The sequence below is a fragment of the Klebsiella sp. w6 genome (assembly GCF_033100215.1).
In the GTDB taxonomy this organism is placed as follows: domain Bacteria; phylum Pseudomonadota; class Gammaproteobacteria; order Enterobacterales; family Enterobacteriaceae; genus Klebsiella; species Klebsiella variicola.
This window is the reverse complement of sequence record NZ_CP136907.1, coordinates 169,420-183,258: the sequence shown is the minus strand read 5'-3', so window position 1 is coordinate 183,258 and position 13,839 is coordinate 169,420. Positions and strand designations below refer to the sequence as shown.

Here is a 13,839-nt window from a genome sequence, read left to right as displayed (position 1 = left end):
GCCACTTTCCAGAACCACCGATAGACTATTCGCGATGACATTTTCCCTTTTCGGCGACAAATTCACCCGTCATTCAGGCATCACCCGCTTGATGGAAGACCTTAATGACGGTCTGCGCACGCCGGGCGCTATTATGCTGGGCGGCGGCAACCCCGCTCAGATCCCGGAAATGAATGACTACTTCCAGCAGCTGCTGTCCGACATGCTGGATAATGGCAAAGCCCTTGATGCGCTTTGTAATTATGATGGGCCGCAGGGCAAAAGCGAGCTGCTGAGCCTGCTGGCGAACATGCTGCGCGACGAGCTGGGCTGGGAGATCGAACCACAGAATATTGCGCTAACAAACGGCAGTCAGAGCGCATTTTTCTACTTATTTAATCTGTTTGCAGGCCGTCGGGCAGATGGCACCACGCGTAAGGTACTGTTTCCACTAACGCCGGAATATATTGGTTACGCCGATGCCGGTCTGGAAGAGGATCTGTTCGTTGCCACCCGGCCGAACATCGAACTGCTGCCGGAAGGCCAGTTCAAATACCACGTTGATTTTGAACATCTGCAGGTGACGGAAGAGACCGGGATGATCTGCGTCTCGCGCCCCACCAACCCGACCGGCAACGTCATCACTGATGAAGAGCTGATTAAACTGGATGCGCTGGCGAATCAGCACGGGGTCCCGCTGGTGATTGATAACGCCTACGGCGTGCCGTTCCCGGGCATTATCTTTAGCGACGCCCGACCGCTGTGGAATCCAAACATCGTGCTGTGTATGAGCCTGTCCAAACTGGGCCTGCCGGGCAGCCGCTGCGGGATTATCATCGCCAACGAGAAAATCATCACCGCCATCAGCAACATGAACGGCATTATCAGCCTCGCCCCTGGCGGCATTGGGCCGGCAATGATGTGCGAAATGATTAAACGACAGGATCTGCTGCGCCTGTCAGAGACGGTGATCAAGCCCTTCTATTACCAGCGGGTGCAGGAAACCATCGCCATTATTCGCCGTTATTTGCCGGAGGAGCGCTGCCTGATCCACAAACCGGAAGGAGCCATTTTCCTCTGGCTATGGTTTAAGGACCTGCCGGTCTCCACCGAGCTGCTGTATCAGCGGCTGAAAAAGCGCGGCGTGCTGATGGTGCCGGGGGATTACTTCTTCCCGGGTCTGGATAAGCCGTGGCCGCACACTCACCAGTGTATGCGCATGAACTATGTGCCAGACCCGCAAAAAATTGAGGCCGGGGTGAAAATTCTCGCCGAAGAGATTGAATTCGCCTGGCGCGAACAGGAAGCATAGCCGCTGACGCCACGGGCGGGTAACGCCCGTCAGCGCCCCCACTCACGCCAGCGCCAGCCGCTGGCGTTTTTGCGCACATAGCGCCTCCAGCTCCGCGGGAACCATCACCCGCAGCGCCTGCGTCGGGCAGGCAGCCACGCAGGCCGGTCCTTCAGCGCGGTGATGGCATAAATCGCATTTCAGCGCCTGCGCCTGCTCGTTCACTACCGTAACGGTCATCGCGCCGTACGGGCAGGCCACCATGCAACTTTTGCAGCCGATGCAGCGCCGCTGGTCGACCCACCAGACGTCATTGTCGCGCTGAATCGCCCCTTGCGGGCAAACGCTGGCGCAGGGCGCATCCTCGCATTGCCGGCACGCCGTCGCCGTCGATATGTCACCGCTTTTCACCACCCGGATACGCGGCGCGAAATGGTTCGTCGACAGGGCGGCGACATCCTGCGCCTGCTGGTGCGCCACCGCACAAGCCACTTCACAGGTACGACAGCCAATACACCGCTGGGCATTGGCAATAAGAAACTGGTTCATCCTCTGCTCCCTGGGGATAAAACCGCAGGGTGCCAGAATAGTCCCTGCCCGCGCTTTGATCCTGAATGGAATCAGCGCTGTTTTTTGTCAGATGGCCTGCAGGATGTGGTCATTTGCCTGACGCTTCACGCACCGTGAAACCCAGCTCACGCGAAATTGCTTCGGCGGTCTCACGCAGCGGTTTTAACAAGTTCTTTTCGCCTATCTGCTTGAGGCGCGACGTCGAAAGAGAAATAGAGATGGCATAGGGCACGCGCTGATGAATATCGAAAACCGGCACCGCCAGACAGGACACCCCCAGCTCATTCTCTTCCCGATCCATGGCCATGTTACGTTCACGGATCTGCGCCAGCTCATCATGCATGGCCGGTAAGCCGGTGATGGTGTTGCGGGTCAGCGGCTGAATAACATCCTGATGAGTATTCCAGTAATGCTCAACATAATCAGGATGGCCGAACGCCATGTAAATCTTCCCCATCGCGGAACAGTAGAGCGGCATATGCTGGCCAATGTAAGCACGGGTACGCAGCATTCCGGTTGTCGGCTCGAGCTTGTAAATCAGGATCGCATGATCGTCTTCCCGACTGGAAAAGTTCACCGTCTCGCCCGTCGCCAGATTAAGCGTTTCAAGATGGGGGGCCGCCACATGAATGATATTCAGCGAGGACAGCGCCTTCTGTCCAACCGCGATGAACTTGGTGGTGAGCCGATAGCTACCCGCAGCCGGCGCTGGCGTGACATACCCGCAGGACTGCAAGCCCTGCAGCAATCGATGGACCGTGCTTTTATTCAGCCCCGCCAGCTCTGACAGATGCGCCAGCGGGCAACCGTTTGGATAGTTGCTCAGGATTTCAATCAACATCAGTCCACGGAACAGGCTCTGACTTCCCGCCGGCCTCTCTTTGTCTTGCCCTGTCTCGCTCTCTTTCATCACCATCGCTTCCGCTCCCCTTTCGTTGCGTTCTGATGGTAGCGCAAAGTGTGTGTCAGTTCACGATCTGAGATCAAAAAACATAACCAATTGATTTTTATTGTTTTTAAAAAACACCCCTGCCGTTGATCTGACAAATTTTGATCGTTATATTTGAAATCAGATTTCGCATTGTGAAATTTAACGATAAAAAAGCGATCAAAACTCACCAGGGAAACTCGTATGAAAGTAACTTTTTCGCAGTTAAAAGAGGCCTTCAATCAGGTACTGCTTAAACGCGGCGTGGCGGCGGAAACCGCCGATGCCTGCGCGGACATGTTCGCCCGCACCACGGAATCCGGCGTCTATTCACACGGCGTGAACCGCTTTCCCCGCTTTATCCAGCAACTGGACAATGGCGATATCATCCCTGAAGCCAAACCGCAGCGTATTACCAGCCTCGGCGCGATTGAGCAGTGGGACGCCCAGCGGTCCATCGGCAACCTGACGGCAAAAAAGATGATGGACCGGGCGATGGAACTGGCATCCGATCACGGCATTGGGCTGGTGGCGCTGCGGAACGCCAACCACTGGATGCGCGGGGGGAGCTACGGCTGGCAGGCGGCGGAAAAAGGCTACATCGGCATCTGCTGGACCAACTCCATCGCCGTGATGCCGCCGTGGGGCGCCAAAGAATGCCGTATCGGTACCAACCCGCTGATCGTCGCCATTCCTTCCACACCAATCACCATGGTGGATATGTCGATGTCGATGTTCTCCTACGGCATGCTGGAGGTGAACCGCCTGGCGGGCCGTGAACTGCCGGTAGACGGCGGATTCGACGATGAGGGCAACCTGACCAAAGAACCGGGCGTCATCGAGAAAAATCGCCGCATTTTACCGATGGGCTACTGGAAAGGCTCCGGCCTGTCGATCGTGCTGGATATGATCGCCACCCTGCTTTCCAATGGATCTTCTGTTGCCGAAGTGACCCAGGAAAACAGCGATGAATATGGCGTTTCGCAGATTTTCATCGCCATTGAGGTCGATAAGCTTATCGACGGCGCAACCCGCGATGCCAAGCTGCAACGGATTATGGATTTCATCACCACCGCCGAACGGGCCGATGAAAACGTGGCTGTCCGTCTACCTGGCCATGAGTTTACCCGCCTGCTGGAAGAGAATCGTCGCGACGGTATCACCGTCGATGACAGCGTCTGGGCGAAAATTCAGGCGCTGTAAGGAGTTAAGCCATGATCTTTGGACATATCACGCAGCCTAATCCGTGTCGGTTGCCTGCGGCAATTGAGCGAGCCCTGGATTTCCTGCGCAGCACCGATTTCAGAAAACTGGCTCCCGGCGTAGTGGAGATCGACGGCAAAAATATCTTCGCGCAGATTATCGACTTAACCACTCGTGAAGTTGCCGAAAATCGCCCGGAAGTGCATCGCCGCTATCTGGATATCCAATTTCTGGCCTGGGGCGAAGAGAAAATAGGTTTCGCTATTGATAACGGTAATAACGCCATTAGTGAATCGCTATTAGCACAGCGCGATATTATTTTCTTTCACGGTTGCGAACATGAATCGTTCCTTGAAATGATCCCGGGAAGCTACGTCATATTTTTCCCACAGGATGTTCATCGCCCCGGATGCCATAAGTCGGTCGCCACGCCGATCAGAAAAATCGTGGTTAAAGTGGCCATCGACGCTTTATAAAAGCATTATATTCAGGAGCACATTATGAAAAATAATACCGGTTATATTATCGGTGCGTATCCCTGTGCACCCTCTTTTCACCAGAAAAGTGAAGACGAAGAAAAAGCATTCTGGCGGCAACTGGCCGACACCCCGGATATTCGGGGGCTGGAGCAGCCCTGTCTTGAACATCTCCACCCACTGGGCGACGAGTGGTTATTGCGCCATACGCCTGCCGACTGGCAAATCGTCGTCACGGCGATTATGGAAACCATGCGCCGCCGCGGAAGTAACGACGGCTTTGGGCTGGCGTCCAGCGACGAAGAACAGCGTAAAGCCTGCGTGGCGTACTATCGCCACCTTTACCAGAAAATCAACACGATCAATGCGGCAAACGCCGGGAAAATCGTGGCGCTTGAACTCCATGCCGCCCCTTGCGCCAGCAACCCTAACGTCACCCAGGCTACCGACGCCTTTGCTCGTTCGCTGAAGGAAGTCGCCAGCTGGGACTGGTCGTGCGACCTGGTGCTGGAACATTGCGATGCGATGACCGGTCCCGCGCCGCGCAAGGGATTTCTGCCTTTAGATAATGTGCTGGAAACCCTTGCCGGTTATGAGATCAGCGTTGGCATTAACTGGGCACGCTCTGCCATTGAAGGCCAGGACACCACCCTGCCGCTGGCCCATACCCGGCAGGCCAGCCAGGCCGGTAAGCTTGGCGCACTGATGTTCTCCGGTACCACGCAACATGGCGAATACGGTGAATGGCAGGATTTACACGCACCGTTCTCCCCCTTCTGTGCAGAAAGTTTAATGACCCACACACATGTGCGTGAATTATTAGCCTGTACTGACAGCAAGCCTTTGCAATTTCTCGGTATTAAATTACTGGAAATTAATCCTGATGCGGACGTCAATCATCGCATAGCGATATTACGCGACGGCATTACTGCCTTAAATAAAGCACAACAATAATAAAAAACAGAACACTTACTCTACGAGGCTACAACTATGAATATGACCTCTCGACCAGGACTAAAAGATATCCCTCGTCAGCGTTGGCTGCGAATTATTCCACCAATTCTGATCGCCTGTATTATCTCTTATATGGACCGCGTCAATATCGCCTTTGCGATGCCGGGCGGCATGGATGCAGAACTGGGTATTTCCGCCACCATGGCGGGACTGGCAGGTGGTATTTTCTTTATTGGTTATCTGTTCTTACAGGTTCCCGGCGGCAAAATTGCCGTTCACGGAAGCGGCAAGAAGTTTATTGGCTGGTCGCTGGTCGCCTGGGCGGTAATCTCCGTCCTGACGGGATTAATCACCAACCAGTATCAGTTGCTGGTGCTGCGCTTCCTGCTGGGGGTAGCAGAAGGCGGTATGCTCCCGGTGGTGCTGACCATGATCAGCAACTGGTTCCCGGACGCCGAACGCGGGCGCGCTAACGCCATTGTCATTATGTTTGTCCCCATCGCCGGGATTATCACCGCCCCGCTTTCGGGATGGATCATCACCGTACTCGACTGGCGCTGGCTGTTCATTATCGAAGGTTTGCTCTCAGTGGCCGTTCTGTTGCTCTGGGCCTATACCGTCTATGACCGCCCACAGGAAGCGCGCTGGATCTCTGATGCCGAGAAGCACTATCTGGTGGAAACGCTGGCCGCAGAACAAAAGGCGATTGCCGGAACCGAGGTGAAAAACGCTTCGCTCAGCGCAGTGCTTTCCGATAAAACCATGTGGCAGCTTATCGCGCTGAACTTCTTCTATCAGACCGGGATTTACGGCTACACCTTGTGGCTGCCCACCATCCTCAAAGAGCTGACCCACAGCAGCATGGGTCAGGTCGGGGTGCTCGCCATTCTGCCCTACGTCGGCGCCATTGCCGGCATGTTCCTGTTCTCCTCCCTCTCGGATCGCACCGGCAAACGCAAGCTGTTTGTCTGCCTGCCGCTGATTGGCTTTGCCCTGTGCATGTTCCTGTCGGTGGCGCTGAAGAATCAGATCTGGCTGTCCTACGCCGCGCTGGTCGGCTGCGGGTTCTTCCTGCAATCGGCGGCTGGCGTGTTCTGGACCATTCCGGCACGGCTGTTCAGCGCTGAAATGGCCGGCGGCGCGCGCGGGGTTATCAACGCCCTCGGCAACCTCGGAGGCTTCTGCGGTCCCTACGCGGTGGGCGTACTGATCACTCTCTACAGCAAAGACGCGGGGGTGTATTGCCTGGCTATCTCCCTGGCTCTGGCCGCGCTGATGGCTGTGCTGCTGCCGGCGAAATGCGATGCCGGCGCCACGCCCATCAATACAGTGAACTCGCGGAAGCACGCCGCCTAAAAAATCGCCAGGCCTGTGGGTCATCTTCCCGCAGGCCGGCTAAGCGCAGCGCCATCCGGCAACATTGAGAGATAAAAAATGAGTGAGAAAGCACGCTTCTGGCTGGGCATTGACTGCGGTGGTACCTATCTGAAAGCCGGATTATATGACGCGCAAGGCCGTGAACATGGCATTAACCGACAATCACTGCAGACGCTGTCGCCTTTGCCAGGTTATGCCGAACGCGACATGGACCAGCTCTGGCAGCAGTGCGCCGCCACCATCGCCGGGCTGTTACGACGTACCGGTATCTGCGGTGAACAAATTAAAGGCGTGGGCATCTCCGCGCAGGGCAAGGGGCTGTTCCTGCTTGATAAACAGGATCGCCCGCTGGGCCATGCCATGCTCTCTTCCGACCGCCGGGCGCTGGCGATCGTCCAGCGCTGGCAACAGGATGGGATCCCGGAAAAGCTCTATCCCGTCACCCGCCAGACCCTATGGACCGGACATCCGGCCTCGCTGCTGCGCTGGGTGAAAGAACATGAACCGCAGCGCTACGCGCAAATTGGCTGCGTGATGATGGGCCATGACTATCTGCGCTGGCGCCTGACCGGCGTGAAAGGGTGCGAAGAGAGCAACATCTCTGAATCCAATCTCTACAACATGACCAGCGGCCAGTACGACCCGCATCTGACCCAATGGTTGGGTATCGGCGAAATTGACGGTGCGCTGCCACCTCTCGTCGGTTCAGCAGAAAAAGGCGGGGAGATCACCGCTCAGGCAGCCGCCATCACCGGTCTGGCGGCGGGAACCCCCGTCGTCGGCGGTCTGTTTGATGTGGTCTCCACCGCACTCTGCGCCGGTATCAAAGATGAATACACGCTCAACGCGGTGATGGGCACCTGGGCCGTCACCAGCGGGATCACCCGTGGCCTGCGGGACCATGAAGCGCACCCTTACGTCTACGGCCGCTACGTCAACGACGGGCAGTACATTGTTCACGAAGCCAGCCCCACCTCGTCGGGCAACCTCGAATGGTTCACCGCCCAGTGGGGCGAACTCTCTTTTGACGATATCAATCAGGCCGTCGCCGGCCTGCCAAAGGCCGGTAGCGACCTCTTTTTTCTGCCGTTTCTCTACGGCAGCAACGCCGGGCTGGAGATGACCTGCGGCTTCTATGGCATGCAGGCGCTCCACACCCGCGCGCATTTGCTGCAGGCGGTCTATGAGGGCGTGGTGTTCAGCCACATGACCCACCTCAACCGCATGCGCGAACGCTTTACCCACGTGCAGGCCCTGCGCGTCACCGGCGGCCCGGCGCACTCCGACGTCTGGATGCAGATGCTGGCGGACGTCAGCGGCCTGCGCGTCGAGCTGCCGCAGGTAGAGGAGACCGGCTGCTTTGGCGCCGCGCTCGCCGCCCGGGTCGGCACTGGCGTTTATCGCGATTTCAACGATGCCTGCCGCCACCTTCAGCACCCGGTGCGCACGCTGCTGCCTGACATGTCCGCCCACGCGCGCTACCAGCAAAAATATTGCCATTACCAACATTTGATTGAAGCACTACAGGGCTACCACGCCCGTATTAAGGAGCATGCATTATGAGCCGACCATTACTGCAACTGGCGCTCGACCATACCAGCCTTGAAGCGGCCAGCCGCGATGTCGCCCTGTTACAGGACCACGTCGATATCGTTGAAGCCGGCACCATCCTCTGCTTAACAGAAGGCCTTAGCGCGGTGAAAGCCCTGCGCGCCCAGTGTCCGGATAAAATCATCGTCGCCGACTGGAAGGTTGCCGATGCGGGAGAAACGCTGGCTCAGCAGGCCTTTGCCGCTGGCGCCAACTGGATGACCATCATCTGCGCCGCGCCCCTCGCCACGGTGGAAAAGGGCCACGCCGTCGCGCAAAGCTGCGGCGGTGAAATACAGATGGAGTTGTTTGGCAACTGGACGCTGGATGACGCTCGCGCCTGGTACCGCACCGGCGTCCGCCAGGCGATTTACCATCGCGGCCGCGACGCCCAGGCCAGCGGCCAACAGTGGAGTGACGTCGATCTGGCGCGGATGAAAGCACTCTCAGATATCGGCCTTCAGCTGTCGATCACCGGTGGCATCACCCCAGCCGATCTGCCCTTGTTCAAAGATATTCAGGTAAAAGCGTTTATTGCTGGTCGCGCGCTAGCCGGAGCACCGCAACCGGCGCAGGTCGCCGCGGCGTTCCATGCGCAGATCGACGCTATCTGGGGAGATAAGCATGCGTAACCATCCGTTAGGGATCTATGAGAAAGCACTGGCGAAAGATCTCAGCTGGCCGGAACGGCTGGTGCTGGCGAAAAGCTGCGGTTTCGATTTCGTCGAGATGTCGGTGGATGAGACCGACGAGCGGCTGTCGCGTCTCGACTGGAGCGCAACACAGCGCGCCTCGCTGGTCACCGCTATGCTGGAAACCGGCGTGGCGGTCCCGTCGATGTGCCTCTCCGCGCATCGCCGTTTCCCTTTTGGCAGCCGCGATGCGGCCGTGCGCCAACGGGCACGAGAGATCATGAGTAAAGCCATCCGTCTGGCGCGCGATCTCGGCATCCGCACCATTCAGCTGGCAGGGTATGACGTCTATTACGAAGCGCATGATGAAGGTACCCAACAGCGCTTTGCCGAAGGGCTGGCGTGGGCAGTGGAACAGGCCGCAGCGGCGCAGGTGATGCTGGCGGTGGAGATCATGGATACCGCTTTTATGAACTCCATCAGCAAATGGAAAAAGTGGGATGAGATGCTCGCCTCGCCGTGGTTCTCGGTCTACCCCGACGTGGGCAATCTTAGCGCCTGGGGAAACGACGTCACCGCCGAGCTGAAGCTGGGTATCGATCGCATCGCCGCCATTCATTTAAAAGATACCCAGCCGGTGACCGCGCAGAGCCCAGGTCAGTTCCGCGACGTACCGTTTGGCGAAGGCTGTGTGGATTTCATTGGCATCTTCAAAACGCTGCATGAGCTGAACTATCGCGGCGCATTTCTGATTGAGATGTGGACGGAAAAAGCCAAAGAGCCGGTACTGGAAATTATCCAGGCCCGACGCTGGATAGAAGCGCGGATGCAGGAAGGAGGATTCGCATGTTAGAACAGTTAAAAGCCGACGTGCTGGCGGCCAACCTGGCGCTCCCGGCGCACCAGCTGGTGACGTTTACCTGGGGCAACGTCAGCGCGGTCGATGAAACCCGCACGCTGATGGTGATCAAACCTTCCGGCGTGGAATACGACGTGATGACCGCCGAGGATATGGTGGTGGTCGAGATCGCCAGCGGCAAGATAGTGGCTGGCGGTAAAAAGCCGTCATCGGACACGCCGACCCATCTGGCACTCTATCGCCGTTATCCGCAGATCGGCGGGATCGTGCATACCCACTCCCGCCACGCGACGATCTGGTCGCAGGCGGGTCTCGATCTGCCCGCATGGGGCACCACCCACGCCGACTACTTCTATGGCGCGATCCCCTGTACCCGCCTGATGACCGAAGAGGAAATTAACGGGGAATATGAGTATCAGACTGGCGAAGTGATTATTCAGACCTTTGAAGAACGGCGCCTCGATCCGGCGCAAATCCCGGCGGTACTTGTCCATTCACACGGTCCGTTCGCCTGGGGAAAAGACGCCGCCGACGCCGTACATAACGCCGTGGTGCTGGAGGAGTGCGCGTATATGGGGCTGTTCTCACGCCAGCTCTCGCCTCAGCTGCCGGAGATGCAGTCGGTATTGCTGGATAAACACTATTTGCGCAAGCACGGCGCTAACGCCTATTACGGACAAGGCTGACATTCTGTTCCCCGGCAGGCCGCCATGCGCTGCCCGCCGGGGAACAGGCGATCATGATTACCGGAACAGCGCTTTATCGCGCAGGATATGATCGTTACCGCGACGGCGGGTGAAGCCAATCCGGTCAAAATACTCCAGGATCTGGATCGCCAGCTTCCGCCCTACGTTTAAGGTATCGCGGAAATCCGCTGCGCAGGTTGATCCGCGCAGTTGATCCAGCTCGCGTACCCGCTGGGCGAACTGCACAATGCGATCGTTGCGGTAGTAACGATCCTTAACGATCGCGGTTATCATCCCCTGCTGCGTGGCCTGACGCAGCACCGCGCGCATCAGCGACTCTTCAACATGGACTTCGCGCGCGAGATCGCGCACCCACCACGGATCGTCGCCGAACAGGGTTTCCACCTTCTGCCAGACCGCCTGCTGCTCGTCGGTAAACCCGGCTTTATGCTCCGGCAAATGCAGCCAGCCGTGATGGCTGTGGACTAAGCCACTCTCACGCATCTGCTCAATCAGCAGCAGCACCAGCGCTTCATCTTCCATCGGCAGCGCGATGCGGCGCAGGCGCTCCCGGCCAGGGCCCGGCTCGTCGCGATGCTGCTCATGGTAGCGCGCCAGGGCATCCAACAATTTTCGCTGCCAGCGGGCGGCAAGCGGCGCACTGAGCAGGCGCTGTCCGGCCTGCAGATAGTCCGGTCGCTGGATCAGGGCCGCCATTCCGGCTTCGCTGAGCTGCCGCGCCCAGGCGAAGCGCTCAAGCCGGACGGCATCCCGCTGCAGATGCAACTCCAGCGCCGGCGCATCGTCAGCGCCAACTGCCGCCAGGGCGTGCAGCCACTGCAGATACTCCGGTTTACGTTTGCCACGACGCGGGGGATCCAGCGTCACCACCCGTGCGCCGGCCAGCGTCATACGCGCAGAGATATCGCGGAGCACCAGCCGGTCGTTATCCGCCAGCCACAGCGGGGTATCCAGCACCAGCTCCGCCAGGTTGTCCTCGAGGAGCGACACCCGGCCGGTAATGTGGCTGGCAGCATGGTGAATATGCAGCGGTTGCCACTGGCTGAGCGGCGTATGGCACTGCAGCTCGACAATCACCCGTTCCGCAGGCTCCGGCGGCGGTGAGGACAACAGCCAGTCGCCGCGGTGCACTGCCTCTTTCTGTGCATCGCCGACAATATTCAGCGCAATGCGCTGCCCGGCGTGCGCCTGCTCAACCGCTTGATTCTGGGCATGCAGACCCCGCACGCGCATCGGCGTGTTCACGCCGGTGAGCCACAGAGTATCCCCGACCCGTACTTCACCGGAGAGCGCCGTCCCGGTGACCACCAGCCCTGCCCCTTTGACGGTAAAAGCGCGGTCCAGCGCCAGGCGAAACCGCTGCTGCTGCGGGCGGGGGCGCTCTGCAAGCTGCAGCAGATGGCTGCGCAGTTCGGCAATACCGATGTTTTCCGCCGCCGCGGTGGGAAAGAAAGCGACGGCGTCAAAGCCCAGCTCGCGCAGAGTCTGCTCGACCTCCGCCCGGACCTCCTCCACCCTGGCGGCCGCCACGCGGTCCGTTTTGGTGAGCGCCACGGTCAGCGTCGGCTTTCCGGTCAACTGCAGGATCGCCAGGTGTTCGCGGGTTTGCGCCATCACCCCGTCATCGCAGGCCACCACCAGCAGCGCATGGTCAATACCCCCCACCCCCGCCAGCATGTTGGACAAAAACTTTTCGTGTCCGGGAACGTCAATAAATCCCAGCACCCGCCCGTCCGGCTGCGGCCAGTAGGCATAGCCGAGATCGATCGTCATTCCCCGCGCTTTCTCTTCCGGCAGACGATCGGCATTTACGCCGGTTATCGCCTGCAGCAGCGTCGTTTTGCCGTGGTCAACATGTCCAGCGGTGGCAATAATCATCGTAACAACATCTCCATAAACCGGGTTTCATCTTCCAGACAGCGCAGGTCCAGCCAGAGCCGACCATCATCAATGCGGCCAATCACCGGACACGGCAGCGCGCGCCAGCGGGCAGCCAGCGCCTCCAGCCGGCTGCCGCGGCCGTCATGCGGGGTAAAGGTCAACGCCGCGCTGGGCAGGCGGTCAACGGGTAACGAACCGCTGCCAATCTGCGACTGGCAGGCTGCCACGCTGACGGCAAAGTCAGCATAGTGTGCCGCCAGGTCAGGCAGCAGGCGTTCAGCCAGCCGGCGGATCTCTTCCGCCGGACGGGTGAGCAAGCGCAGCGTCGGTAATCTCTCCGTCAGCACCTCCGGGTGCTGATAGAGGCGCAGCGTGGCTTCCAGCGCCGCGAGGGTCATTTTATCCGCGCGCAGGGCCCGCTTCAGCGGATGGCTTTGCAGCCGGGCAATCAGCGCGCGTTTGCCGACGATAATTCCGGCCTGCGGGCCGCCGAGCAGCTTGTCGCCAGAGAAACTGACCAGGCTCACCCCGGCGGCGATCATCTCCTGCGGCATCGGCTCCTTCGGCAGGCCATACTGGCTGAGATCCACCAGCGACCCGCTGCCCAGGTCGGCCACCACCGGGATGTCCAGTTCGCGGCCAATGGCCGCCAGCTCCGCTTCGTCGACGGCTTTAGTAAAGCCTTCAATGCTGTAGTTGCTGGTGTGAACCTTCATCAGCAGCGCGGTATTGTCATTCACCGCCTGACGATAGTCTTTGGCATGGGTGCGGTTGGTGGTACCCACTTCGTGCAGCTGACAACCCGCCTGACGCATCACATCAGGAATGCGAAATGCGCCGCCGATCTCCACCAGTTCGCCGCGGGAAACCACCACTTCGCGGCCGCTGGCGGTGGCCGCCAGCATCAGCAGAACGGCCGCCGCGTTGTTGTTCACGATACAGGCATCTTCCGCGCCGGTGATCTGGCACAGCAGATCGGCAATGGCGCGATCGCGATGGCCGCGCCCGGCGTCGTCGAGATCATATTCGAGCGTCACCGGCGCGCGCATCGCGCTGGCAACCGCCTCCACAGCCGACTCCGCCTGGATGGCGCGCCCCAGATTGGTATGCAATACCGTACCGGTGAGATTAAACACCGGACGCAGGGCGCTCCGCTGGCCGGCGGTGAGCCGCTGCTCACAGGCGTGCAGCCAGTCATGGCTCCAGTCAGGGAGCGTCTGCCGTTGGCTAATCTGTTCCCGCGCCTCATCCAGCATCTGGCGCAGCTGCGCCACCACCTGCGAATGGCCGTGCTGCGCCAGCAGGGGAGAAAAAGCGGGGTCGCGTAGTAAGCGGTCAATGGCCGGAAGCCGGGTATAAAGCGCACGAATATCGGTAGTCATGAATGGGCCT

The 13,839-nt window shown here is 59.0% G+C and carries 13 protein-coding genes; 9 read left to right on the top strand and 4 right to left on the bottom strand.

What is annotated here, in order from left to right:
• Positions 1–34 precede the first annotated feature (34 nt).
• Entirely contained in the window at positions 35–1,291 is a 1,257-nt protein-coding gene (gene avtA / locus R0140_RS00890; RefSeq protein WP_008806869.1) for a valine--pyruvate transaminase, read from the top strand.
• A 42-nt stretch (positions 1,292–1,333) separates the two neighbouring features.
• Here avtA and R0140_RS00885 read toward each other — a convergent pair whose 3' ends face one another.
• Together R0140_RS00885 and yiaJ are read right to left on the bottom strand one after the other, a co-directional pair.
• Positions 1,334–1,819 (bottom strand): 4Fe-4S dicluster domain-containing protein, encoded by a 486-nt coding sequence (locus R0140_RS00885; RefSeq protein WP_008806868.1) that lies wholly within the window; start codon positions 1,817–1,819, stop codon positions 1,334–1,336.
• Positions 1,820–1,928: 109 nt separating this feature from the next.
• Positions 1,929–2,756, bottom strand: a complete 828-nt coding sequence (gene yiaJ / locus R0140_RS00880) for an IclR family transcriptional regulator YiaJ (protein WP_012540327.1) — start codon at positions 2,754–2,756, stop codon at positions 1,929–1,931.
• A 216-nt stretch (positions 2,757–2,972) separates the two neighbouring features.
• Here yiaJ and yiaK point away from each other — a divergent pair, with 216 nt between their 5' ends.
• From yiaK to araD, 8 genes are all read left to right on the top strand, one after another.
• Positions 2,973–3,971 (top strand): 3-dehydro-L-gulonate 2-dehydrogenase, encoded by a 999-nt coding sequence (yiaK, locus tag R0140_RS00875; RefSeq protein ID WP_012540326.1) that lies wholly within the window; start codon positions 2,973–2,975, stop codon positions 3,969–3,971.
• 11 nt (positions 3,972–3,982) lie between these two features.
• The gene (locus R0140_RS00870) at positions 3,983–4,447 is read left to right on the top strand and encodes a YhcH/YjgK/YiaL family protein (protein WP_032736529.1); all 465 of its coding nucleotides are present in this window, start codon (positions 3,983–3,985) and stop codon (positions 4,445–4,447) included.
• A gap of 24 nt (positions 4,448–4,471) precedes the next feature.
• Complete coding sequence (locus tag R0140_RS00865; RefSeq protein WP_032736531.1) at positions 4,472–5,401, top strand: DUF4862 family protein; 930 nt, start codon at positions 4,472–4,474, stop codon at positions 5,399–5,401.
• A 36-nt stretch (positions 5,402–5,437) separates the two neighbouring features.
• The gene (locus R0140_RS00860; RefSeq protein WP_032736532.1) at positions 5,438–6,757 is read left to right on the top strand and encodes an MFS transporter; all 1,320 of its coding nucleotides are present in this window, start codon (positions 5,438–5,440) and stop codon (positions 6,755–6,757) included.
• Positions 6,758–6,835: 78 nt separating this feature from the next.
• Entirely contained in the window at positions 6,836–8,341 is a 1,506-nt protein-coding gene (locus tag R0140_RS00855) for an FGGY-family carbohydrate kinase (RefSeq protein ID WP_032736533.1), read from the top strand.
• On the top strand, positions 8,338–9,000 hold the full coding sequence (gene ulaD / locus R0140_RS00850) for a 3-keto-L-gulonate-6-phosphate decarboxylase UlaD (RefSeq protein ID WP_032736534.1): 663 nt from the start codon (positions 8,338–8,340) through the stop codon (positions 8,998–9,000). Before R0140_RS00855 ends, ulaD begins: the two co-directional genes overlap by 4 nt.
• Positions 8,993–9,853 (top strand): L-ribulose-5-phosphate 3-epimerase, encoded by an 861-nt coding sequence (locus tag R0140_RS00845; RefSeq protein WP_032736535.1) that lies wholly within the window; start codon positions 8,993–8,995, stop codon positions 9,851–9,853. Before ulaD ends, R0140_RS00845 begins: the two co-directional genes overlap by 8 nt.
• Positions 9,847–10,545 carry an L-ribulose-5-phosphate 4-epimerase gene (araD, locus tag R0140_RS00840; RefSeq protein WP_032736536.1) on the top strand — a complete coding sequence of 233 codons (699 nt, stop codon included), beginning with the start codon at positions 9,847–9,849 and terminating at the stop codon, positions 10,543–10,545. Before R0140_RS00845 ends, araD begins: the two co-directional genes overlap by 7 nt.
• 57 nt (positions 10,546–10,602) lie before the next feature.
• Here the strand turns inward: araD and selB are convergent, their stop codons facing one another.
• Both selB and selA read right to left on the bottom strand, forming a co-directional pair.
• Complete coding sequence (gene selB / locus R0140_RS00835) at positions 10,603–12,444, bottom strand: selenocysteine-specific translation elongation factor (RefSeq protein WP_032736538.1); 1,842 nt, start codon at positions 12,442–12,444, stop codon at positions 10,603–10,605.
• On the bottom strand, positions 12,441–13,829 hold the full coding sequence (gene selA, locus R0140_RS00830) for an L-seryl-tRNA(Sec) selenium transferase (protein ID WP_008806866.1): 1,389 nt from the start codon (positions 13,827–13,829) through the stop codon (positions 12,441–12,443). Before selA ends, selB begins: the two co-directional genes overlap by 4 nt.
• Positions 13,830–13,839: the final 10 nt, after the last annotated feature.

Bases quoted from the DNA above. Each gene is read 5' to 3' on its own strand.
- R0140_RS00885 (WP_008806868.1), bottom strand. From the start codon at position 1,819: ATGAACCAGTTTCTTATTGCCAATGCCCAGCGGTGTATTGGCTGTCGT.
- selB (WP_032736538.1), bottom strand. From the start codon at position 12,444: ATGATTATTGCCACCGCTGGACATGTTGACCACGGCAAAACGACGCTG.
- R0140_RS00870 (WP_032736529.1), top strand. From the start codon at position 3,983: ATGATCTTTGGACATATCACGCAGCCTAATCCGTGTCGGTTGCCTGCG.
- R0140_RS00845 (WP_032736535.1), top strand. From the start codon at position 8,993: ATGCGTAACCATCCGTTAGGGATCTATGAGAAAGCACTGGCGAAAGAT.
- R0140_RS00860 (WP_032736532.1), top strand. From the start codon at position 5,438: ATGAATATGACCTCTCGACCAGGACTAAAAGATATCCCTCGTCAGCGT.
- yiaK (WP_012540326.1), top strand. From the start codon at position 2,973: ATGAAAGTAACTTTTTCGCAGTTAAAAGAGGCCTTCAATCAGGTACTG.
- yiaJ (WP_012540327.1), bottom strand. From the start codon at position 2,756: ATGGTGATGAAAGAGAGCGAGACAGGGCAAGACAAAGAGAGGCCGGCG.
- ulaD (WP_032736534.1), top strand. From the start codon at position 8,338: ATGAGCCGACCATTACTGCAACTGGCGCTCGACCATACCAGCCTTGAA.
- avtA (WP_008806869.1), top strand. From the start codon at position 35: ATGACATTTTCCCTTTTCGGCGACAAATTCACCCGTCATTCAGGCATC.
- R0140_RS00855 (WP_032736533.1), top strand. From the start codon at position 6,836: ATGAGTGAGAAAGCACGCTTCTGGCTGGGCATTGACTGCGGTGGTACC.
- selA (WP_008806866.1), bottom strand. From the start codon at position 13,829: ATGACTACCGATATTCGTGCGCTTTATACCCGGCTTCCGGCCATTGAC.
- araD (WP_032736536.1), top strand. From the start codon at position 9,847: ATGTTAGAACAGTTAAAAGCCGACGTGCTGGCGGCCAACCTGGCGCTC.
- R0140_RS00865 (WP_032736531.1), top strand. From the start codon at position 4,472: ATGAAAAATAATACCGGTTATATTATCGGTGCGTATCCCTGTGCACCC.